Below are 22,453 nucleotides of genomic sequence, written 5' to 3' on the forward strand. Positions count from 1 at the left end.
GCAAAATCAGGAATTAATGAAAAGGTTGATGCCTTCCATTAAATAAATCATTGCCTGTTACCGTCTTAAATGTATTTCGGGCATTTTGGTTTCTAAACCGGGATGTATGGGCACATTGTAAATGGTGGTATCAAAATAAGGCAAGGCTGTATGGTAAACTACCGTATAAGCACCTTCTTTTATACCAGTAATTTTATATTCGCCATTTTCAAATGGAGTAGCATACAGCGTATCTAAACCCCTGCAAACTTTTACAACTGGTTTTGCCTCTTTGGGGAAAACCTTGCCTTCAATTGCACCTGTTGTATTTTGTGAATATGCCCTCAGTTCCGGCCTGATGCAAAAACTAAGGCCTTCCATTTGAATTGATTTGGCTACATCAAAATCTATATGTAATTCCATATGTCCCTCATGGGTGGTATCCAGGGAATTTAATTCAACACCAACATAGGCATAGGGGCTATTGTCGCATATATTGATTGGGTAAAAATGAGTGCTGTCAATGTACACAGCATTATTAGTACCCAGGGTAAATCTTACCTTGGTGATACGACCCTGCCAAACAAAGCCGTTGGCCAATAAAGTGTCTACTCCATTTCTTAGCTGAAGTAAATCGTATACACCAGGTATAATGGTTAATGTATCCCACTGCCCGTAATTATCGCTGCTACTATGGTCGTCATCGCCGTTCTCGTCTTCCTCATAATTGGGATCAATATTTGAGGTGGAGGTATCTACTTTTACCTCTACATAGCGGATATCTACCAGAACTTTAGTAAAGAAAAGCGATGGATCATCGTTTAAATACAGTACAACAGCTTGTTTACCTGCTGCAGATACCTGATTATTGGGCGATACATTTTTTTGGCAGCTATATAGTGCTATTGCCAGAACAAAGAAAATTGTAGTTAGGAGAATGCCATTGATAAATAGCTTTTTCATGGTTTTTGTAGTTTAGGATGATTGGGATATAAAAATATAGATTTTCCCCCGAGCGGGAAATTAAAATTTCAGGCCTGGGTAAAATGGGGCTATATGGTATGAAATTTATGAGTACATTTTAGTCCTCATAACCGCTTTTAATAACTGTTGAAATCATTTTAAATTGCTTATTTGCATTAAAACAATGCGAAGCATGTGCGGGTATAATAATACCTTCACCCAGTTTAAGTTTGTAGGTTTTATTGTTGATGATTACATCAGCAGTGCCATCGATGATTTGAATATAATTATCAAATGGAGAGGTTTTTTCTGCCAGTTCCTCACCCTCGTCAAAAGAAGATATAGTGATATTGCCTGTTGTTTTTTTGATGATGGTTTTACTTACCACTGCATTGGGCACATATTCAATAATTTCTACAATAATATGCGTTTTTGATTTTTCCAGTTCTGCCTGACCTTTTTCGTTTTTCATTTGTAGTAGTAATATGTTGCTATACAAAGGTGGTAACAGTTTTAGGTATAAGTGTTACATAATTAAATTAATAGGTTACATGATTCGCATATATGGGCTTTTTGTTGCTTATAGCTTTGCAGCACAAGTGTGCGACGCAAGTAAAGCCCCATACTTATTTATTGCCGGGTACATAAAAAAAATCCCGCTACTCTTTTGTAGCGGGATGATCTGGTTAATCCAGTGCTTTAAAAGAGGCACTAATGATTTGCACGCATTCGTCAATTTGCGTTTTGTTAATTAACAACGGCGGGGCAAATCGTATTTTGTCGCCATGGGTAGGCTTGGCAAGTAGTCCATTGTCCTTAAGTGCCAAACAGTAATCCCAAGCTGCTTCAGGATTAGAATGATTAATTACAATTGCATTTAATAATCCACGCCCCCTAACCAACTGTATATAAGGTGATTGAAGTGCTTCTAAAGAGTTTCTTAAATAAGCGCCCATAACTTCCGCATTTTCAGCCATTTGTTCGTCTTTTAGCACCTGCAATGCTTCCATTGCCACGGCACATGCCAGTGGATTGCCACCATAGGTACTTCCATGTTCGCCCGGTTTTATATTCAGCATAATATCATCATCTGCCAGCACTGCACTTACAGGTAATACGCCACCGCTTAAGGCCTTACCTAAAATCAGGATATCGGGTCTAACACCTTCATGGTCGCATGCCAGCATTTTGCCGGTACGCGCCAAACCAGTTTGAATTTCATCGGCAATAAACAATACATTATAACGGGTGCAAAGGGCTCTAACGCCGGCCAGATAACCATCGTGTGGTACCACTACACCTGCTTCGCCTTGTATAGGTTCTACCATAAAAGCAGCCACATTTGGGTTGGCCGTCAATGCTTTTTCCAATGCTTCCAAATCGTTGTAAGGCACCAGGTTAAAGCCAGGCATAAATGGTCCGAACCCCTTGTAGCTACTGGGGTCTGTAGAAGAAGAAATAGCCGCCATAGTACGGCCCCAAAAATTACCTTCGGCAAAAATTACTGTTGCCTGGTTTTCGGGAACACCTTTTTTATCATAAGCCCAGCGGCGTGCCAGTTTAATGGCAGTTTCGCCGCCTTCAACACCGGTATTCATGGGCAATACCTTATCGTAGCCAAAATAACTGGTAATATATTGCTCGTACTCGCCCAGTAAATCGCTGTGAAATGCCCGGGAGGTAAGGGTAAGTTTTTGTGCCTGTTCTACCAATGCCTTAATGATACGTGGGTGGCAATGGCCCTGATTTACAGCGGAATAGCCGCTTAGAAAATCGTAATATTTTTTGCCGTCTACATCCCATAAAAAAACACCTTCACCACGGTTTAAAACCACGGGTAATGGGTGATAATTATGGGCGCCATATTTTTCTTCTAAATGCAGGTAATGCGCAGCTTGCTGCGAAAGGTGTTGCGTAAGCATATCAATTCAATTGTTATTGGTGTAAATGGAATAAAATACAAATAGAAATAGGGCAGTAGTTAGTACTGCCTTAACCTGAGATTAGATGGTTCGGTGATCGAGAAAATCCAGATGTAAACTTAAAAAGTGCATATTTTGTATTTCTGCTGCAATATAAATAGTTAAACCCAAAGCAGATTTACTTTTTTTATTGGCCGGGCAATATAGGGCCATTGAGCTTTACTTGCGTCGCACACTTGTACGGTTGCCTATTACCGCACTTTTGAGAATACAAGCAAGGCGAAAAGGCATAATACAGTTCTATCTTGCAGCATCGTTATACACCTGAATTAGTTGTATGGCTTCCATGGCTTCCTTTACATCGTGTACCCGCAAAATGTTTGCTCCGTTTAATAAACCAATGGTATGTAAAACAGTAGTGCCGTTTAATGCTTCGCCGGCAGTAATGCCCAATGTTTTATAAATGGTAGACTTGCGTGAAATGCCCAGCAGCAAAGGCTTTTGTAATATACTAAAGGCTTGCAGGTGTTTTAATAAGCTAAAATTATGTGCAATGGTTTTACTAAAGCCAAAACCGGGGTCTATAATTATATCGTTTATGCCAGCTTTTGTGCAGGCATCTATTTTTTGTATAAAATAATCCAATAATTCAAGGCTCACATCCTCATACAATGGATTGGAATGCATGTTTTGAGGGGAGCCTTTTATGTGCATGCATATATACGGTACTTTTAAATTGGCCACTGTAGGCAACATTTCTGCATCGAAACTACCACCGCTAATATCGTTTACCATATGTGCGCCGGCATTAACAGCATTTACAGCTACGCTGGCATGATAGGTATCTACCGAAATAAAGGCCTGTGGAAAGTGTTTGCTTATGGCTTCAATAATGGGGTAAACACGTGCTGATTCTGCTTCAGCGCCAATTTGCTCGCTGCCGGGGCGGGTGCTTTGTCCGCCGATGTCTAATATTGTGGCGCCTTGTTCCAGCATTAAACCTGCCTGTTGCACTGCCTCCTCAATGGCCGGTTTACGGCTATTGCTATAAAACGAGTCTGGTGTAGCATTGATGATACCCATTACTATGGGTGTATGGAATGTTAGTAACCTTCCTCTGCAGTTTATTGTAAACATTGTTGGCTTTGCGTTATTTTTGACGTAATAGTACGAACGTTTTTTTAAAAGAAACCGGCAGGCATTTGATTTTGTAAAAACGGGTTCTTGCATGGCTGCACCAACTTATAGGGTACAAGAGTGCGACGCAAGCGGTGCTGCCAATTGAACAAAAAGCCTGGTACATATTACCGTATTAAAAGCAATGCATAATATGCAACATACAAATGAACAATATGATGCGGCTGTTGCGGCCGGCAGGGATATTTTTATAAAGAAAACAAAGGATTATGGCACTTCATGGCGGGTGCTGCGCACCATTTCTGTTGTTGACCAGATTTTTATTAAAGCACTGCGCATTAGAACCATACAGGAATTGAAATCTCAAAAAGTTGGAGATGATATTAAAAGTGAGTTTAAGGGTATTTTGAATTATGCCGTAATTGGGCTTATTCAATTACAGTTAAATAAACCCGTGGTAGAAGATTTGCCAGCCGATGCGGCTGCTGTATTATTTGATGAACAGGTGCAATTTGCAAAAAGAATAATGAGCGATAAAAACCATGATTATGGTGAAGCCTGGCGGGAAATGAGTCAGGAAAGCTTTGCAGATCTTATTTTAGTAAAACTGTTGCGTATAAAACAAATACTGGCCAACGATGGTAAAACCCTTATTAGCGAAGGGATAGATGCCAATTATGTGGATATTATAAACTACGCCGTATTTGCGCTGATTTTAATTGAAGAGGGCAGACATTAACGCCCATAAAATATAATTACTATGAAAAAGAATATGCTGGTTATTGTTCGCTGGGTGGTGGGTATATTGTTTATTTTTTCTGGCCTGGTAAAAGCCAACGACCCTCTGGGCTTAAGTTACAAGATGCAGGAGTTTTTTGAAGTGTTTCACCTGGAAAGCCTGAATGGGGTGGCTTTGGCTTTTTCATTAATAATGAATGTGTTTGAAGTGTTGGCCGGCGTAGCCGTAATTATTGGCTGGCGCATGCGTTTGTTTAGCTGGCTATTATTACTGCTGATTATATTTTTTACCTTTTTAACAGGCTATGCCTATTTGTCGGGTAATATTAAGACCTGTGGTTGTTTTGGTGATTGTCTTCCCCTTACCGCTCAAACATCTTTTATAAAAGATGTGATTTTACTGGTATTAATATTGTTCCTTTTTATAAATACGAAACATATTCATGCGGCATTTACCAGTCCATTACCTGTGGTGTTATTATTGGTTTGTGTGGCCTCGGTATCATGGATGCAATCCTATGTATTACATCATCTTCCATTCAGGGATTGCCTGCCTTATAAGGTAGGAGACAATATTTTGGCCAATATGGAAGCTCCTGATGGTATGGGAGATATTTATGATGTGGTATTTACTTATAAGCATAACGGACAAACCATCGATTACAAAGCAGATAATTTGCCGGCAGACCTTGATTCTACCTATGAGTTTGTAGACCGTTCTCAAAAACTAGTTAAAAAGGGGGTTGAACCAAAAATTCAGGAGTTTGCATTAAATGCGCTTAGTGGGGCTGATACTACAGAAACCATTCTAACACAATCTCACGCCTATGTAATGCTATGGATAAACGATTTTTCTAATAGTGAAGCATGGCATAATGCCGATTTTGATAAATTGTTAAATGATTTGTCGGCCAAATCAACCCCCTTTTTTATTGTTACATCTGCCAAAGAAAAAGCTATTGAAATGTTTGGCAACAATAGCAAAATAACTATTCTTGTTTGTGATGGTACTGTAATAAAAACAGCCGCAAGGGTTAACCCCACTTATTTTTATATGAATGCTGCAGAAGTAAAAGCCAAAAACAGCTATTTGGATATTGAAGCTTTTACAAATGCTATTGGCAAGTAGTTGAAAAAGGTATTTTTCATAACCAGCCATAATAAATTATTAGGTAATTTATTATACAAAATAATCATTAATGGGTACTTGTAGGCCTAAACCTTGCATTAATGCATATAGGTTAGCGTGATGCTTACCAAAATAAAAAATAAGCTTTTAGGGAATAACGCTTTTTTGTACTGTTAAACATTTTGGCCCATAAACTGTATCTTATTATAGACCCACGGGTAAGGGTATATTAAATAAATATATGTGGCCCCATTGATGAAAATCATGCTTTTTTTACAACTGAATTTTTAATATTAACATAGTAAATAACCAAAGTAAATACCAATTTATGCGTACAATAAGAGATGTATTATTACAAAAAGGGCCACATTTTAATTTTATTGATGCCGAAGCAACTGTACTAGATGCCATTCATACCATGAAGAGCAAGAATATCAGTTATCTTATTGTTACAGAAAATGCACAGTATATGGGCATAGTTTCAGAGAGAGATTATACCCATAAGGTAATTCTGGAAAACAAGCATTCTGCCACTACGGTTGTAAAAGAAATCATGACCAGGGATTTACCTATAATTGGCATTAATAATACGCCCGAAGAATGTATGGTTATCATGAATGCTTCAAAATCGCGTTATTTACCCGTATTTGATGGACTTGATTTTAAAGGCGTTATTACCATCCACGATTTAATGCGTGAAGCCATTTTACAAAATGAGCAAAGTTCTGCGGCTATGAAAAAAGCCATGGAAGATAAGTCGTTGAAATTTTATTAGCAGTACATGTGTTTTTTTAAATTGGTTATTAGCCAGGCAGTATCAATAAATGATGCTTACCTTGCGTCGCACTCTTGTACTGTTGAATATAATGCAGCAGGGAAGGCGATTCTGAAGCAAATCAGCGGATTACAATTTGCTTAATTACATTTTCACCCATTACTTCATTAATTCTTTCTATAATTTTCTCTTTTTGATAAACCAGTTCCTCTTTAAGCGGGCCCACAGCGGTTTGTATAAACAGGGTCTGGTTTATTATTTCTATCTTATCGGTGTGTTTGGCAATGGTTTTGCCCATTATATCAGCCCAAACACTTTCTATCTGTGCAGAACGAATTCCGTTTTTTAGCTTGCTTTTATCCAGAAACTGTTTTAATGCATCGCCTAATGCCAGTAATTGTGCCATGGCGTAAAAGTAAAGCGTTTACCATTGTACAGGCAAATAAATAAATGGCTTTTTGCATTAAATTATGCACATGATTATTAATGCTGCTGGCAGGTTTTTTGAACCAGCGCTAAAGCATGTAAAACAAAAAAATCCCTCTTTAACAGAGAGATTTTCTTTTATGTAGCGAGGATGGGAATTGAACCCATCACCTCAGGGTTATGAATCCTGCGCTCTAACCAACTGAGCTACCTCGCCAAACGGGCGGCAAAAATAGGAGTTTTCTTCTAAAAAAATCAATTCAAACCTGTGCTTTTTTTGAACAGTATATTTTTGGGTAAATCAGTTCTTGTATTCCATTGTTTTAAGCAGCATATTGTTATGAACCCCGAAGTGAGTGACACAACAGGCGATGCTATAAAATACTACTGCCGGTAACCAAATATTGCAGAAGGTGATTGTAAAACAACTAAAATTAAAAAAGCCCCTTGCGGGGCTTAAAGCTTGTGGAGAATATCGGGGTCGAACCGACGACCTCTTGCATGCCATGCAAGCGCTCTAGCCAACTGAGCTAATTCCCCAAGCGGATTGCAAAAATAGGGGTACTGGTTATAGTTACAAAACCAAATTATAGATTTTTGCTGCTTTTTTTCCACATGGCTACAGGCCCAGTATTTCTTTTAGCTTTAAATAACCTGCTTTACTTACGGGTATGCGTACACCTGTGCTTAATAATACAAGATGGCTTTCCCTTTCGTGTGGGTCTATACGCGTTATGAGTTGTGTATTAATAATATAAGAACGGTGTACCCTGGCAAATTGATAGAGTTGCAGGCTTTCTTCAAAAAACTGCATGGTTTTCTTTTTTAGAAATATACCATCGCCTGCAATAATTTTTACATAGTCATCTGCAGCTTCCAGGTACTGCACCTGGTGTACAGGTATAATTTTTATTTTACCGCCATCTTTTACAACAATGCGGTTGCTTTGTATGCCAGTAGCTGCGGCGGTTTCTACCACTGCTTTTAGTTTTTCATCGCTGCTGCTTTTTTGTACAGCGGCAATTTTTTGCAGGGCTTTGTTAAACCTATCAGCACTAAAAGGCTTTAGTAAATAATCTACCGCATGGGTTTCAAATGCTTTAATGGCATATTCTTCAAAAGCTGTGGTAAATATTACTGCAGGAGGATTATCAATCAGTTCCAGCATTTCAAATCCATTTATTTTAGGCATTTGAATATCCAAAAAAATCAAATCAGGCTGGTGCTGCTGAATAGCTTTTAGTCCTTCAAAACCATCATTACATTCCTGTACCAGTTCAATATCTGGGTGCTGTAACAGGTATTCTTTTACAATGCTTCTTGCCAATGGCTCATCATCAATAATCAGGGCTTTCATCATGCCGGTTGCGGTATTATAATAGTGGTTATAAAATTATTATGTTCAATGGTGGTTTGCAACAGGTCTTGCCTGGCAAATAACAAAAACAATCTTCTTTTAATAGATGCCAGACCAAAACCGGTACCCTGTAAAGGGGTGGTTGTTTCTTCATCAAAAGGGTTGGTTACTTTTATTTCCAAAATATCATTTAGCCGTTGGGCTTCTATGGTAATTAATACTTCGCCTACAGTATCGTATAAACCAAATTTAATGGCATTTTCTACCACCGGCTGTAAAAGCAAGGCAGGTAATTTTTGTGTTAAAGCCTCCTCATTGCACTGTATGGCTGTTTGCAGACGGTACCCAAACCGCACTTTTTCAATATCCAGGTATAATTGCAGGTATTCCAGTTCCTCGGTAAGGGTGCTCCATTGCTGATCATCGCGCCGCAGGGTACCTCTTAAAAAATCTGAAAGCTGTTGTATCATATGCCTGGCCTTCTCTGGCTGCGTACCTGTTAATGCGCTTATTGAATTAAGGCTGTTGAACAAAAAATGTGGCTGTAATTGCTGCCTTAGTTTAAATAATTCGGCTTCTTTTGCCAGCCTGGCTGCATCGTTTTTGCGGTTAATGGTATTTTGCTGCTCCTGCTGCGTGTACCACAATACACTTAAAATAGCCATACTGCCAATTAATAAAAATCCCATGGCAAACCGCAGGGTGTAAGAGTTTTGTAGCATGTGTATATATGCCGCATTGCCACTAAACAAAAAACTAAACCCCATCTTTGTAAGCAACAACCAGCCTCCGCTAAGGCTAAGACTAATTACCAGGATATACCAGTATTTTTCATCACGCGGTAAGTAGTATTGCATGTTATTGCTTATCAGCAAACAGCAGCCTGCTAATAAGGCATTGCTAAAAATGCTATCGGTAATGGTGGCAACGCTAAAAGGCAAACCGGTATTTACCAGTATCGCCAACATAATAATGGCCCAAATAATCCACCAAATGCTAAAGGCGATTTTAAACTTAGCGTCAGATAAAATATTGTTGGCCAAAAGATGTTTAGTTTAATGGAACTGATTTGCAAATACTGCTTTCCAAAATAAATGTAGCTTTTCTCATGGTATGTTGCATATATTTTACAGCATCATTTTCTTCATGAATGGTAGAAAACATTTCAGCACCATCAATCAGCTGATTAAAAATATGCAGTTCACTAACATCAATAAATTTCCAGTATAAAGGTTTATTATTTGCTTTTGTATGGTGGTCCTGTTCTTTCTCGCCCAGTAAACGGGCTTTATAAAAAGCGTGTAACTCATCTTCTGCCTGTATTACACGCAACTGTTCATCAAACTGAGTAGTATTGCCTCCATCGGGGCTGGCAATGCGGAAAACAAGTTTGGCTAAATACCAGTTTTGCATATTGGTTAATTTATTTGGTATCAGAAATAAGTAAATGGTTAAATAAAAATTTATTGCTTTTTGTTACCGGCTGTATCAATAATAATGAAGCTTTACTTGCCACGCTCGGTTCAAGGTTCCTCTTACATGGCAACTTTTTAAATGGAGTAGGATATTCATTTGGTAAATACCCTACGCCATTTGTTTATCCAAAGCTGGTAATTTCCAATCCGCCAAAAATGGTGTTGCCTTTTAAAATCAATATTTTATTGGGGTCTACGCGGGTAGCAACTACGGGTCTTTTATCTTCTACGCCACCAAAAACAGCGGTAATTTCAGTTTTTACATCCCAGTGTGGAGGTACCACCAGTTTGGTGCCACCAAATACCTGATTGGCTTCCAATACCACAGTTCCTTGAATGTCAGCCTGCGAAAGGTCAACTTGTGCACCACCCATAAAGCAGTTTATTTCACCTCCTTTAAAATTCTTTGACACTATGATTTTATTGGCTCCGCCAAATACCGAATTCACTTCAATATACTCGCCCTCATCAGTGCTGGCAAATGAGCTGGAAGTACCCATTGTAGGGTTATAGCCTTTCCAGGAATGACGCATTTTACGCCAGTTATCATCTCTTTTCCAGCTATGTTTGGGGCGGGTAATAAATATTAAACCCACTGCAATTACTGCAATTGGTACAAAATACATATGCAGGTTTATATCTGTTACCATATCATCCCATAAAAAAATACCGCCTACCGCTATCAGTATAAGCCAGCTGCCACCTTTAAAATTGCTTTGAAAGCCTTTTAGTACGCCAATACCTATTAAAAGCATTTGCCATGATAATACCCAGGAAGGCAATCCAATATTTAATTTATCGGCAAATAATAGTATACCCACGGCAATTAGGAAAAGTCCGGTCCAAACACGGTTATTATTGTTTTTTGTTAGTTGAGTTTCTTGTTGCTGTTCCATTGTATTGTAGTTTTTGTTTTGATTGATGACTCAAAACTATATAAAGCCTGTTTTGCTGAAAAGGCAGAATAGGTTGTTATGCCAAAAGCGTAGGTAAAGCCGGTTAAAATATCGGTGAAAATGCAGGGGATTTTATTCCGAAGGTAAACCGGGTGTATTTTTTTGCCAGCTAATTACAAAAATGCCTGTTAATACCAGTATGGTGCCTATAATTTGTGTGGCCACAATAGGTTCGCCCAAAAATATATGTGCCTGTATAATGGTTGATACCGGCCCAATACTGGTTACTACGGCAGAATTGTTAGAGCCAATTTTTTTTATGCCATAGCTCAGCATAAAGGAGGGAATAACAGTAGCAGCAATGGCCAGCAAAATAACATATTGCAATAGTTCTTTACTCCACACAATACTGCTAAAAGAGGATGTGATGAGGAAATGGGTAAATATACCAGCAGTTGCCGTTAGCATAGCATAAGTGGTAAACTTAGAAGCGCCTATTTTAGGTATTAATTGTCCGCTGCTAACCAGATAGCAAGAATAGGTAACTGCACATAGAAAAATAAGAAAACAGCCCCATAAAAAATTAGGGGTGGAATTATCGAAATGCAATTCGCCAAAGAAGGCCAGGCCAATACCAACATAGGTTATTAATAAGGCCAACTGTTGCTGGCGGTTTATTTTTTGTTTAAACCAGGCGGCATTTATTAATACTACAAATGTGGGGTACAAAAATAAAATCAGCCTTTCCATGCCGGCGGACACATATTGTAATCCTACAAAATCTAGCAGGCTGCTAATATAATAACCCAGTATACCTGTAACGCTGATGAGAATCCACTCTTTGCGGGTTAAGGCAATATTATCTTTTTTATTATTGTTGAAAAAAGCAGCACCAACATAAAAAGGCGTGGAAAAAAGCATTCGCAGCGTTAGCAATGATAAGGCTGGTATAGCCAAATCGGCGAATGCTTTTTTTATGATAATAGCTTTGGTGGAGAATAATACAGATCCCACAAAGGTTATTATAAACCCAACCAGATAATTTTTTTGTTTGGCATCTGACATTCAAAAAATATATGGATAATGAAGTGCTGTTGGCTGTTGTTAAGCTGCTGGCAGCGATGAACGTACAAGAGTGCGACGCAAGTAAAGCTGAATAGTATTACTTAGGCCTGGTACATAAAATGTACGATTTAATCCTATTTAAACGCTTACATTAAAATCTCTCAATGCATCGTTCAGACTTGTTTTAAGATCGGTGCTAGGTTTGCGTTGTCCAATAATTAACGCACAGCTTACCCCGAATGAACCGGCTGCAAAATCTTTATTATAAGTGCCAGGAATAACTACACTTCTTGCCGGTACACGGCCTTTATATTCAATAGGTGATGGCCCGCTTACATCAATGATTTTGGTGGATTGGGTAAGCACCACATTGGCTCCCAGTACTGCTTCTTTTTCAACAATTACACCTTCCACAACTATGCAGCGGCTGCCAATAAAACATCCATCTTCAATAATAACGGGGGTAGCCTGCAGTGGTTCTAGTACACCGCCAATGCCTACGCCACCGCTAAGGTGAACGCCTTTGCCAATTTGTGCGCAACTGCCTACAGTGGCCCAAGTATCAACCATGGTGCCTTCATCTACATAGGCGCCAATATTTACATAGCTGGGCATAAGCACTACATTTTTGGCAAGATATGCGCCATAGCGTGCCACTGCATGTGGTACGGCACGTACACCCAATTCTTTGTAATTGCTTTTAAGCAGCATTTTATCGTAAAACTCAAACGGTTCAATGGTCCAGGTTTGCATTTGCTGAATGCCAAAATACATAAGAATAGCTTGTTTAACCCATTCATTCACCACCCAGCCATTTTCGGTTGGGGCTGCGGTACGAAGGCGGCCTTTATCCACTTCTTCAATAACTGCACGTACTGCATTGCTATAGGTTTCGTCTTTTAATAACTCACGGTTACTCCATGCTTCGTTAATAAGATTCTTTAGATCCATTGCGCTTCGTTTTTTTGCAAACATAAACATTATGTATAAAAGCGGTTGACTGAAACTATTTTTGCACAATAGGGATGTGCATTTTTATTTGCATTTTTGCAATGGATATTAGCGCATCTTCACCAATAAAAGCGGGCAGCATGAATATTGCATTTGATGCAAAACGGGCATATAATAACGGAACTGGTTTAGGCCATTATAGCCGAACCCTGATCAGTTCGCTTGCAGGCAATTATCCTGAAAATGAATACTTTTTATGTACCCCAAAAATTTCTGACCGGTTTAATACTGCTGCTTATAAAAATGTGCATGTGGTTAGTCCGCAGCATTTTCCTTCCACCATTTTTACCAGTTTATGGAGAAGCAGCTGGGTAAAAAAAGATTTACAGCAACAGCATATTGAATTGTACCATGGGTTAAGCCATGAGATACCGGTAGGTATTGAGCGTACGGGTATTGGCACGGTAGTAACCATTCACGATCTGATTTTTGAGCGTTATCCAAAACAGTATAACCCCATTGATGTGCAGATTTACAGAAGTAAGTTTAGCAATGCATGTAAACATGCCAACCGAATTATTGCTATAAGTGAACAAACCAAGCAGGATATTATTCAATTTTATAAAATACCCGGGCAAAAAATAGAAGTGTGTTACCAGAGTTGCCATGCTGCATTTGGCTTTACTGTAGATGAAGCCGAAAAGCAGCGGATTAAACAATTATACCGCTTACCTGATCATTTTTATTTGTATGTGGGCTCTATTATTGAGCGTAAAAATTTATTAACCATTTGTAAGGCCATACAATTACTTGGTAAAAAATTACCTTATCCATTACTGGTGATAGGAGAGGGCGGCGCTTATAAAAAAGAAGTGCTTGCATATATAAAGCAAAATGGATTAGAAAATAGTATTCGATTATTGTCGGATGAGGAAAGCATAAAAAATATTCCCGGTTACCGCACAGCGGCAGATTTTCCTGCCATTTACCAACAGGCATCGGCAATGATTTATCCCTCCATTTTTGAAGGATTTGGTATTCCGGTTTTAGAGGCATTATGGAGTAAGATTCCAGTAATTACAAGTAATATATCCTGTTTGCCCGAAGCTGGAGGGCCCGGTGCATTTTATATTGACCCCTTCAACCAAAATGAATTAGCAGCTGTTATGTTACAGGTAGCAGAAGATGATGCTTTGCGCCAGCAATCCATAGCAACCGGCTGGCAATATGCGCAACGGTTTACACAAGCGGCCTGCGCCGAAGCCGTAATGCAGGTATATAAACAAATTTAATTATGATTGATTTTAGTACAGATATTGAAGCCTGTTTGGCACATTTACACGCAGGTGGTATTATTCTTTATCCAACCGATACGGTGTGGGGTATTGGTTGCGATGCCACCAACGAAGCTGCAGTTGAAAAAATTATTGCATTAAAGCAAAGGCCCGATGATAAAAGTTTTGTGGTATTGGTGGCATCCGAAAGAGAGGTATTGCAGTATATAGCTGCTCCCGATTTGGCTTTGTTTGATTATTTGGATGAACAGCAAAAACCCACCACCGTTATTTATGACCATGCACTGGATATTGCCTCCAATGTATTGGCTGCCGATGGCTCAGTTGCTTTGCGTATTTGTAAGGATGAATTTTGCAAACACCTGATTAAACGTTTTAGAAAGCCATTGGTAAGTACTTCGGCCAATATTAGTGGAATGCCCGCTGCAACTGTATTTGCCGAAATTAATGAAGCCATAAAACAGGGTGTTGATTATGTGGTACAATACCGTCAGCAGGATAATACACCACAACAGCCATCTTCCATAATTCGTTGGCAAAATGGGACTGTAACTATTATTAGGGCTTAATTTTTTGCACCCTGCAATACCGCAATAGGTGGCTTTACTTGCGTCGCACTCTTGTGCTGCATAACCAGTAGCAGCTATTGATCTTCAAAAAGTGAGTACTTGGTTTTTGGCCTTTTTTCATCCAGCCATTTAAAACCACGCAATCTTATTTCTTCATGGTTTACCTGGCGCATAGGATAAGTAATGCCCTGCAGGTTACTTCTAAAAACTACCCGTTCTGGTTTTTTAGATTCAAAATACATATCAATAATGTCTGATGAAGCTTTGTTTACGCCAATAAATTTATTATAATCATCCTGGCCATAATAAATACTTTCCGAGTTGCCTTTGGCCCTTAAATGGTGTATATCTCCATTGGTAAAATCACCATTGATAGTACGGCCTTTTATCTGGTTATAATACAATTGCCCCACTTTGCTAATAGCCAACGCATTTTCAAATACAAATAATCGTTTGGGCTTTTTATTTTCTGTATACAGATAAATGGTATCACCGGTAATCTGGTTGTCTCTTGCCCATACCACAGGATCTTTAAATAAACGGAAAACAGAATCTTCAGCGCTATAAAATAAACTGTCGCCCACAGCCTGTAACGAATCAGAGTAAATGCGTACATGATAATAAGCTTCAAAAAAACGGTCGGAACTATCCGTTTTGTTTTCTGATGCTGAATCTTTTATATGTAGAGAATCTGTTGAACGGGAAGAATCCTTTACAATTGGATTATCCAAAATAAATGGCACTACCCTTGATTTGCGCAGTGTGGATAATTTGGCAGAATACATGGTATCTGCCGCAATAAAAATGGAATCATTCTCTTGTTTTATAATCATCACCGGTTTTTCGGTAGCAAGAAAAGAACCATCCTTTCTGTTGGTGTTTAAATGGTTTGCCAGCAGGGTAATATTTTGTACGGTGTCTTTATACACCACACGGCCACGGGCTTCACCAAAACCGGTTGAGTCGTCATTAGCCACATCATCAGCAATTAATATAGTGCTGCCATCCTGGATTTCTGGTCTTTTACCAAAATAGGCTTTTTTATTTTTGGTATCGTAATAACCATCGGTAGTATATATTTTCTTTCTGCCACTATCCGATGTAATATAAGTAGGGGACACAAATGTAGAAATACCGGTATAGGTATTATATACCAATGTGTCTGTTTTTATGGTGTAATCAGGGTTAACCAAAACAACGTTTTTCTTGAAATATACATCCCGGGTTTCTTCATAATAAAAAGCTTCTTTGCTGGTTAGGGTAGTTTTATCGTTTACTACTTTACCTCCTGTAGTGTAAACACCAATTTTTGTAAGCATATCATAATCCAGCTGCGAAGTGGTAAGTATACCTTTACCATCTGTAAGTTTTACGTTGCCGGTAAGTTTAGCTTTTTTTTCCTTGCCTAAATATTTAAGATAATCTGAGTAAATCTGCAGACTGTCATTATCGTTAATGTGTACATGGCCAAAGGATTCTAAAACATTGGTCACCGTATTTATAGAGGCACTATCACAATAAAATAAAGAAGTTTCTTGCTGCACTGCTACTTTACCTGCCAGTGTTTGAAATTTATTAAGGGAGTCTTTATCCAGAAAACCTAATCTGTCTGCATGTATAATAATTATTTGTCTGATGGCAGCAATACTATCTTTAGCGGTAACAGGTACGGGCTGTTGTGCCTGTGCAGCTGTAAAGCCAAAACAAAACAATACTATGCAAACTATAAAACGCAATGTATATATGCCTTTCATTATTACTTAAGTGTTTTGGTAGAATCTGTTAAAGGCAAAGGCTCTACCAGATAGCCGCCTTTATCTTTTTTACCAAAAACAGAAATATTTACATAACGTTTCGGGTGGGCACGAAGATCGTCCATAAGCACATTGGCACTGCGTATGGTATTGTTAATGTTGTTGTAGAATTGTTTATCGTTTATCAAAGCGCCTAAAGTGCCATCTGTTGAATTTACTTTGGCCATAATATCATTTAGTTTTTCAACAGTACCTTTCAGGCTGTTAACTGCGCCATCAATATCGGCTTTGGAAAGATTGTCGGTCGTTTTTTCAATGTTACTCATCATATTTGTGATTTTCTCATTATTATCCGCCAGGTTTTTGGTAAAGCTGTTTACATTTTCCAGTGATTTTGATAAGGTACCTGATTGCTCATTTAGCATAGATGGCAATGCCGCTGCCGATACCACCAAACTGGCTGTTACCTTATTTAAATTACCAATAACACTTTGCAAATTGCCTTTTGTATTGGGATCCAATACCGTATTTATATTTCTTAACACCGTATCCAGCGAAGCCAGCGTAGCTTTTAGCTGATCTGCCACTGGTGTAATTTTACCAGATAATTCACCCAGTAAACCCGAATTGTTCGAGGTAGTAATGGTGTCTCCGTTGTTAATATATTTTGTGCTGTTACCTGTGGTAATAACAATGGCGGGAGAACCAAGCGGAGAGGATTCAATAACCGCAACCGAGTTATCAGGAATCAGGTAGTCGCCATTTAGTTTTACGCCAACAACAACTGAGCTTATATTGTTATCTGCCGCTACAATATCGTATACACTGCCTATTTGAAAGCCGTTAATAAATACCGGATTCGATGGCATTAATTTCTTCGTGTCGCTGTATTTGGCGTAAATAAAAGTGCCGGTTTTAAACAGGCTGCGGCCTTTTAAAAAATTAAAACCCAATATTAAAAAGGTAATGGCTACAGCGGTTAGTGCGCCAATTTTTGTTTCGTTATTTATTTTCACAATACATTTTTTTAGTGTTTGTTCTTTATTGTTGCATGGTGTTGTTGCAGTACAAGTGTGCGACGCAAGAGGCGATGCCATAAGTGCTTTTGCCGGGCTCCTAAAAATGCTTTTTTCTTATTTTTTGGCGTTACCCTTTCGGGTCGGGCTTTACGCTGCAAGTCCTCGCTGCGCTGCGGGCTTTCCGCTTCAATCCCTAACGCATACCATGTAATAACAAAGAACTATATAATACCAATATTATGCAATATTAATATTAAGTGCCATAATTGCGGGCACAAAACTAATGGTTATGTAAAAGGTGGTTGATAAAGTTTTGTAAAATGTGTTACCCGGCCTTGTTATTCCTGGGTTTTAGGATGCTCGAGTGAATACCTGTAACGCTTTAAGGCTTTTACAATTACGTCGGCAGTTTCCTGTTGGCCTTTCTCGCTATTAAGATAGTCTTCTTCTTCGGCATTGGTTATATACCCGGTTTCTACCAATACGCTTGGCATGGCGGTGGCTTGTAATACCCAAATTCCTACCTGTCTTTGCAATGCCTCTCTAACTGAGCGGCCAATGCTGGCAAATTCTTCTTCTACCGTTAATGCCAAACTTGCACTGCGCTGAAAATATTGCTGTGTTTTTAAAGCATATAAAATTCGTTTTTCGGGAGAATCGGGGTCAAAATCGCTTACCTGTGCGTACATGGTACTATCAATATATAATGATTCGTTTTCACGCATGGCCAGTTCCTTATCATCGTTTTTATGTACCGCCCAAATATAAGTAGATGCACCTTTGGCAGGGCTTGGGGTTGTCCATGTGCGGTATTGAGGTACTTTGCGGGTATGTTTCTTTTTGTTTTTGCCTTTACCCGTATAATAGGTTTGGGTTTTATAGCCAATTAACTCACTGTGTTTTTGTGCGGGTGCCGCATCGCAGTGAATAGAAATAAATAAATCGCCTTTGGCATTATTGGCTTTATTGGCTTTTACAGGTGGTGGGTCGAACACATCGGTGGTTCTTGTCATAACCACATTTACATCGGGCATGGCATCCTGTAAGGTTTGCTGTAATTTAAGCGCAATGGCTAGTGTAAGGTCTTTTTCCCATGAGTAAGCCCCTTTGGCACCACCATCTTCTCCGCCATGGCCGGCATCAATAACAATTGTTTTAATACCTTGCTTTTGAAAAGGTATTTCTGTTACATAGGTAAAAGAAGAGATTATTGATAAACAAGTGATTACTGTTGCAGCAAAAAATATTTTTTTCAACATATTTATAGTTCATTAAACGTATTCTTCACAAATCATTTATGCATTAAGCCCTATTTTTGCCCGGTACTTATGGTCAAACGTTGCAAATCTAATATAATTTACATTTTTTTGGGGCTTGCCATATTGCTATTTACGGCAATAACGTTTGATATACAGGCAAAGGATAAAAACTTTTTGCCTTTTGTCAAAGTATTAACAACTGAAGCTGATACTGCCCAACCCAAAGTAAAATCAAGAACTGCTATTGCTCTTACGCAAGATACAATCATTACCAATAAAGCTGATACATCCGTATTAAAAGATACTACCAACAAAAAAATAGTTGATAGTTCTATTACCTCCTTAAATGATTCGGCAAAAGTTATTACAATAGATACCCTTAGCTTTTCTCAGGATTCGCTGGCAGCGCAGGTGCAATATAATGCCGAAGATTCAGGGGTATTAATTATGTCTACCCGTAACTTTTATTTATATGGCAAGGCCAGCACCCAATACCAGGATCTTAAATTAGATGCCAATACAATTGAGTACACGCAGGCCAACCAAATGATTAAGGCATTTGGCGGTGTGGATACTGCGCAGGGCGCTTTAAATAAACCCAAATTGGTACAAGCTGGTTCAGAATCTATAAGCGACACCATTTTTTTTAACATGAAAACCCAAAGAGGGTTAACCCTGAATACATTTTATAAAGAAGATGATATTTATGTACAGGCACAGCGGTTAAAAAAAGTAGATAAGGAAGTAGCATTTGGTTATCGCACTACGTTTACCACCTGTAACCTGGATACACCCCATTTCGATTTCAGGGCAAGGAAAATAAAGATCATCAATAATAAGATTGCGGTATCGGGCCCTGCTAATTTTGAAGTAGAAGGGGTTCCTTTACCATTGGCCATTCCTTTTGGTATTTTTCCTTTAAACAGGGGAAGGCATTCGGGCTTGCTGCCACCACAGTTTGCCTCCAATCAGGATTTTGGTTTGGGTTTGGAAGGGCTTGGCTATTATAAAGTTCTCAACGATAATTGGGATATTACCGTGCGCAGTAATATTTACAGTTATGGTGGCTGGAACCTAAATATTCAACCAGAGTATTTTAAACGATACAAATACAGGGGTAACTTAAACCTGGCATTGCAAAAAACAAAAATTCTGAATAGCGGAACCATTTCAAAATCTGAGTTTACAGAAACGTCCGGCTTTTTTATTACCTGGACACATTCTACTGATACACGGGCCAGGCCGGGTACTACATTCTCAGCCAATGTAAGAGCCGGTAGCACCAAGTTTAACCAGTATATACCCAATAATTCATACCAGAATTTCCAAAATCAGTTAAGCAGTTCTATTACCTGGAACAAAATATGGGACCAGGGCAAGTATAATTTAAGTGTTGCGGGCAACCACGACCAGAATAATAATTCAGGTTTAATAAATATAAGGCTACCTACGGTAAGCTTTAGTGCCACAACTATTTACCCTTTCCAGCGTAAAGAAATTGTAGGCGCTCAAAAATGGTACGAGAAGCTGGGGGTTTCCTATAACGGTACCTTATTAAACCAATTTTCTTTTTACGACTCAGCCTTCAACTTTAAAAACCTGCTTGATACCGCCCAATGGGGTGTAGAACACCGTGTACCCATTACCTTATCATTGCCACCTTTAGGGCCATTTATTTTGTCGCCCAGTGTGTCTTATGGGGAAAGATGGTATGGCCAGCGTATTATGCGTACCTGGAACCCCGATGCCAAAAAAGTGGATACCTCTATTTTGAAAGGCTTTAACACTGCCCGTGAAATGAGTTTTAGCCTTTCCTTTAATACCAGAATTTTTGGAACAGTTAACTTCCCCAAATCAAAAGGCATAAAAGCCATACGCCACGAGGTGAAGCCATTTGTTTCATTTAACTATAAGCCTGATTTAGTTAGTAAATACTATTCCACCGTACAAATAGATACTTTAGGTAATACCTATCGCTTCTCCGAGCTGGAAGGCGGTGTAATTGGGGCTTTTAGTCCGGGTAAGTTTGGCGGATTAAGTTTTGGTATAGATAATTTGCTCGAGATGAAGGTGAAGGATAAAAAAGACACCGCCGCCACCGCTACCAAAAAAGTAAAATTATTGGATGGTTTAAGTATCACCAGTGGTTACAACTATCTTGCCGACACCTTGCAGTGGAGCCCGTTTAGTATGAGCTTGCGCAGTACTTTGTTTGGAAAAGTAAATATAACAGGTAGCGCTTCTATCGATCCATATAATATCGATAGCCTTGGCCGTCGGGTTAACCGGTTGCTTTGGAAGGATGGTAAAGTGGGCCGCTTCACCAATGGAAGTCTTGCTATTTCAACCTCATTAAAAAGTAAGTCCAAAGATGACAAGAAAACCGAGGACCGCATTTCACCCGATGAAACCCTAACACCCGATGAGCAATTGGCGCAATTGGAATATGTACGCCAAAACCCATCTGAGTTTGTAGATTTTAATATTCCCTGGAATGTGCAGTTGTCTTTCTCATTAAGTTTTTACCGTACACTTTCCCCTAATTTAAAAGACTATTTAACACAGATAAACAGTAATCTGAATATTAATGGCGATTTTAGTTTAACACCCAAATGGAAAGTTGGCGGCGGCGGATATTACGATTTTAAAACCTCCAAAATACAATCGCTAACCATGTTTATAACCCGCGAAATGCACTGCTGGCAATTGGCCATCAATGTTACTCCGGTGGGTTTATACAGGTCCTTCAGTATAACTCTCAATCCCAAATCCGGCATTTTACGCGATCTAAAAATTAACCGCTCCCGGTTCTTTTACAATCAATAATTTTTTAGCCTAAAGTATTATTGGCCCGGCGCCAGCAATAATGGCAGCCTACTTGCGTCGCACTCTTGTACGTTTAGCTCTGTACGCAGCTATTTTAACCTCATATCCCATCGCATACTGTATAATGCTATAAAAATTGTAAGTTGCCGTTAATATAGCACCAATGAAAATACTGATACTACTTATTGCCACTATTTACGGTATATATGCACCTGTTGCGGCACAAAAATCAAAAGCCTACCCTGTAAAAGTGGGCGAAATACCCAATCAGGTATTACCTGTAGAAGCCATGTATGTTTTGCCCTTATTTAAAAGCGGCACAGTTTTTTTTAGAAATGGTACCACCACCACACAGCAGCTTAACTATAATTTTTTATTGGATGAAATGCATTTTATTGGCGAAAAAGGCGATACACTGGCTGTTGCGGAACCGGTATTGCTCACCTCTGTAGCCATTGATTCCATGGTGTTTTATTTTGATAAATTCTTTGTAAGGCAAGTGTATAAAAAGGGCAATTATAAACTGGCCATCAGGCAGCAAATGGTGCAAATGGCTGATAAAACACGTGGAGGTTACGATGCCGCTTCGGGTTCATCATCTATTACTACCTATGGTACAATTACCAATAACAGCCAGATTTACCATTTACAGGTGAATAAGGATGTGATGTTTGAGGAAATGGATTCATATTATTTAAGTGATGGGTTTAACCATTTTTTTAAGGCAGATAAAAAAAACTTCATGTTGCTTTTTCCTGATGTAAATATTACAAAATATGTAAAGGATAATAAGGTAAACTTCTCTAACCTGGAACAACTTAAATTAATGCTGCATTACTGTGCGCCATAATTTCACCTCTTTAAAAAGCTTAATGCTTAACCTGGCGATGAAAGGATTGCGACGCAAGGATGTTGCCA

General features: G+C 38.9%; 21 protein-coding genes and 2 tRNA genes. 7 read left to right on the forward strand and 16 right to left on the reverse strand.

Going from position 1 to position 22,453, the window contains the following annotated elements:
• Positions 1 to 57: 57 nt before the first annotated feature.
• The 4 genes from GD597_RS19025 to folP form a co-directional block, all read right to left on the reverse strand.
• Positions 58 to 942 carry a DUF4382 domain-containing protein gene (locus GD597_RS19025; protein ID WP_171609499.1) on the reverse strand — a complete coding sequence of 295 codons (885 nt, stop codon included), beginning with the start codon at positions 940 to 942 and terminating at the stop codon, positions 58 to 60.
• Between the two features lie 118 nt (positions 943 to 1,060).
• Positions 1,061 to 1,414, reverse strand: a complete 354-nt coding sequence (locus tag GD597_RS19030; protein WP_171609500.1) for a cupin domain-containing protein — start codon at positions 1,412 to 1,414, stop codon at positions 1,061 to 1,063.
• Positions 1,415 to 1,628: 214 nt separating this feature from the next.
• Positions 1,629 to 2,864, reverse strand: coding sequence for an ornithine--oxo-acid transaminase (gene rocD, locus GD597_RS19035; protein WP_171609501.1), 1,236 nt, complete (start codon positions 2,862 to 2,864; stop codon positions 1,629 to 1,631).
• 300 nt (positions 2,865 to 3,164) lie between these two features.
• Positions 3,165 to 4,001 (reverse strand): dihydropteroate synthase, encoded by an 837-nt coding sequence (gene folP, locus GD597_RS19040; RefSeq protein WP_171609502.1) that lies wholly within the window; start codon positions 3,999 to 4,001, stop codon positions 3,165 to 3,167.
• A gap of 193 nt (positions 4,002 to 4,194) precedes the next feature.
• Between folP and GD597_RS19045 the strand changes: the two genes are divergently transcribed.
• From GD597_RS19045 to GD597_RS19055, 3 genes are all read left to right on the forward strand, one after another.
• The gene (locus tag GD597_RS19045) at positions 4,195 to 4,740 is read left to right on the forward strand and encodes a DUF1599 domain-containing protein (RefSeq protein ID WP_171609503.1); all 546 of its coding nucleotides are present in this window, start codon (positions 4,195 to 4,197) and stop codon (positions 4,738 to 4,740) included.
• A 21-nt stretch (positions 4,741 to 4,761) separates the two neighbouring features.
• Entirely contained in the window at positions 4,762 to 5,868 is a 1,107-nt protein-coding gene (locus tag GD597_RS19050; protein WP_171609504.1) for a BT_3928 family protein, read from the forward strand.
• A gap of 328 nt (positions 5,869 to 6,196) precedes the next feature.
• A complete protein-coding gene (locus tag GD597_RS19055; RefSeq protein WP_171609505.1) occupies positions 6,197 to 6,643 on the forward strand; it encodes a CBS domain-containing protein in 447 nt (148 codons plus the stop codon).
• Between the two features lie 121 nt (positions 6,644 to 6,764).
• Here GD597_RS19055 and GD597_RS19060 read toward each other — a convergent pair whose 3' ends face one another.
• The 9 genes from GD597_RS19060 to GD597_RS19100 all read right to left on the reverse strand — a co-directional run bounded on the left by GD597_RS19060 (position 6,765) and on the right by GD597_RS19100 (position 12,813).
• A complete protein-coding gene (locus GD597_RS19060) occupies positions 6,765 to 7,049 on the reverse strand; it encodes a DUF721 domain-containing protein (protein WP_171609506.1) in 285 nt (94 codons plus the stop codon).
• Positions 7,050 to 7,212: 163 nt separating this feature from the next.
• A tRNA-Met gene (locus GD597_RS19065) sits at positions 7,213 to 7,286 on the reverse strand.
• Positions 7,287 to 7,535: 249 nt separating this feature from the next.
• A tRNA-Ala gene (locus GD597_RS19070) sits at positions 7,536 to 7,609 on the reverse strand.
• A 79-nt stretch (positions 7,610 to 7,688) separates the two neighbouring features.
• Positions 7,689 to 8,429 (reverse strand): LytR/AlgR family response regulator transcription factor, encoded by a 741-nt coding sequence (locus tag GD597_RS19075; RefSeq protein ID WP_171609507.1) that lies wholly within the window; start codon positions 8,427 to 8,429, stop codon positions 7,689 to 7,691.
• Positions 8,426 to 9,469 carry a sensor histidine kinase gene (locus GD597_RS19080; protein WP_235954360.1) on the reverse strand — a complete coding sequence of 348 codons (1,044 nt, stop codon included), beginning with the start codon at positions 9,467 to 9,469 and terminating at the stop codon, positions 8,426 to 8,428. Before GD597_RS19080 ends, GD597_RS19075 begins: the two co-directional genes overlap by 4 nt.
• A 7-nt stretch (positions 9,470 to 9,476) precedes the next feature.
• Positions 9,477 to 9,839: a DUF4288 domain-containing protein gene (locus GD597_RS19085; protein ID WP_171609508.1), complete on the reverse strand. Its 363-nt coding sequence runs from the start codon at positions 9,837 to 9,839 to the stop codon at positions 9,477 to 9,479.
• 184 nt (positions 9,840 to 10,023) lie between these two features.
• Complete coding sequence (locus GD597_RS19090; protein WP_171609509.1) at positions 10,024 to 10,797, reverse strand: LiaF transmembrane domain-containing protein; 774 nt, start codon at positions 10,795 to 10,797, stop codon at positions 10,024 to 10,026.
• 132 nt (positions 10,798 to 10,929) lie between these two features.
• The gene (locus GD597_RS19095; RefSeq protein ID WP_171609510.1) at positions 10,930 to 11,862 is read right to left on the reverse strand and encodes a DMT family transporter; all 933 of its coding nucleotides are present in this window, start codon (positions 11,860 to 11,862) and stop codon (positions 10,930 to 10,932) included.
• Between the two features lie 138 nt (positions 11,863 to 12,000).
• Positions 12,001 to 12,813: a 2,3,4,5-tetrahydropyridine-2,6-dicarboxylate N-succinyltransferase gene (locus GD597_RS19100; RefSeq protein WP_171609511.1), complete on the reverse strand. Its 813-nt coding sequence runs from the start codon at positions 12,811 to 12,813 to the stop codon at positions 12,001 to 12,003.
• Between the two features lie 140 nt (positions 12,814 to 12,953).
• On the opposite strand from GD597_RS19100, the gene GD597_RS19105 reads away from it, so the two are divergent.
• Positions 12,954 to 14,105, forward strand: coding sequence for a glycosyltransferase family 4 protein (locus tag GD597_RS19105; protein ID WP_171609512.1), 1,152 nt, complete (start codon positions 12,954 to 12,956; stop codon positions 14,103 to 14,105).
• Between the two features lie 2 nt (positions 14,106 to 14,107).
• Positions 14,108 to 14,677 carry an L-threonylcarbamoyladenylate synthase gene (locus GD597_RS19110; RefSeq protein ID WP_171609513.1) on the forward strand — a complete coding sequence of 190 codons (570 nt, stop codon included), beginning with the start codon at positions 14,108 to 14,110 and terminating at the stop codon, positions 14,675 to 14,677.
• Positions 14,678 to 14,751: 74 nt separating this feature from the next.
• Here GD597_RS19110 and GD597_RS19115 read toward each other — a convergent pair whose 3' ends face one another.
• The 3 genes from GD597_RS19115 to GD597_RS19125 all read right to left on the reverse strand — a co-directional run bounded on the left by GD597_RS19115 (position 14,752) and on the right by GD597_RS19125 (position 18,709).
• Entirely contained in the window at positions 14,752 to 16,431 is a 1,680-nt protein-coding gene (locus GD597_RS19115) for an OstA-like protein (RefSeq protein ID WP_171609514.1), read from the reverse strand.
• 2 nt (positions 16,432 to 16,433) lie between these two features.
• Positions 16,434 to 17,447 (reverse strand): MlaD family protein, encoded by a 1,014-nt coding sequence (locus GD597_RS19120; protein ID WP_171609515.1) that lies wholly within the window; start codon positions 17,445 to 17,447, stop codon positions 16,434 to 16,436.
• A gap of 341 nt (positions 17,448 to 17,788) precedes the next feature.
• The gene (locus GD597_RS19125; RefSeq protein ID WP_171609516.1) at positions 17,789 to 18,709 is read right to left on the reverse strand and encodes an N-acetylmuramoyl-L-alanine amidase family protein; all 921 of its coding nucleotides are present in this window, start codon (positions 18,707 to 18,709) and stop codon (positions 17,789 to 17,791) included.
• Between the two features lie 174 nt (positions 18,710 to 18,883).
• On the opposite strand from GD597_RS19125, the gene GD597_RS19130 reads away from it, so the two are divergent.
• Together GD597_RS19130 and GD597_RS19135 are read left to right on the forward strand one after the other, a co-directional pair.
• Positions 18,884 to 21,535 carry a putative LPS assembly protein LptD gene (locus GD597_RS19130; RefSeq protein ID WP_171609517.1) on the forward strand — a complete coding sequence of 884 codons (2,652 nt, stop codon included), beginning with the start codon at positions 18,884 to 18,886 and terminating at the stop codon, positions 21,533 to 21,535.
• A 163-nt stretch (positions 21,536 to 21,698) separates the two neighbouring features.
• The gene (locus tag GD597_RS19135; protein ID WP_171609518.1) at positions 21,699 to 22,385 is read left to right on the forward strand and encodes a hypothetical protein; all 687 of its coding nucleotides are present in this window, start codon (positions 21,699 to 21,701) and stop codon (positions 22,383 to 22,385) included.
• Positions 22,386 to 22,453 lie beyond the last annotated feature (68 nt).

Origin of the sequence: Limnovirga soli (genome assembly GCF_013106755.1) — a bacterium.
Taxonomy (GTDB): Bacteria; Bacteroidota; Bacteroidia; order Chitinophagales; family Chitinophagaceae; genus Limnovirga; species Limnovirga soli.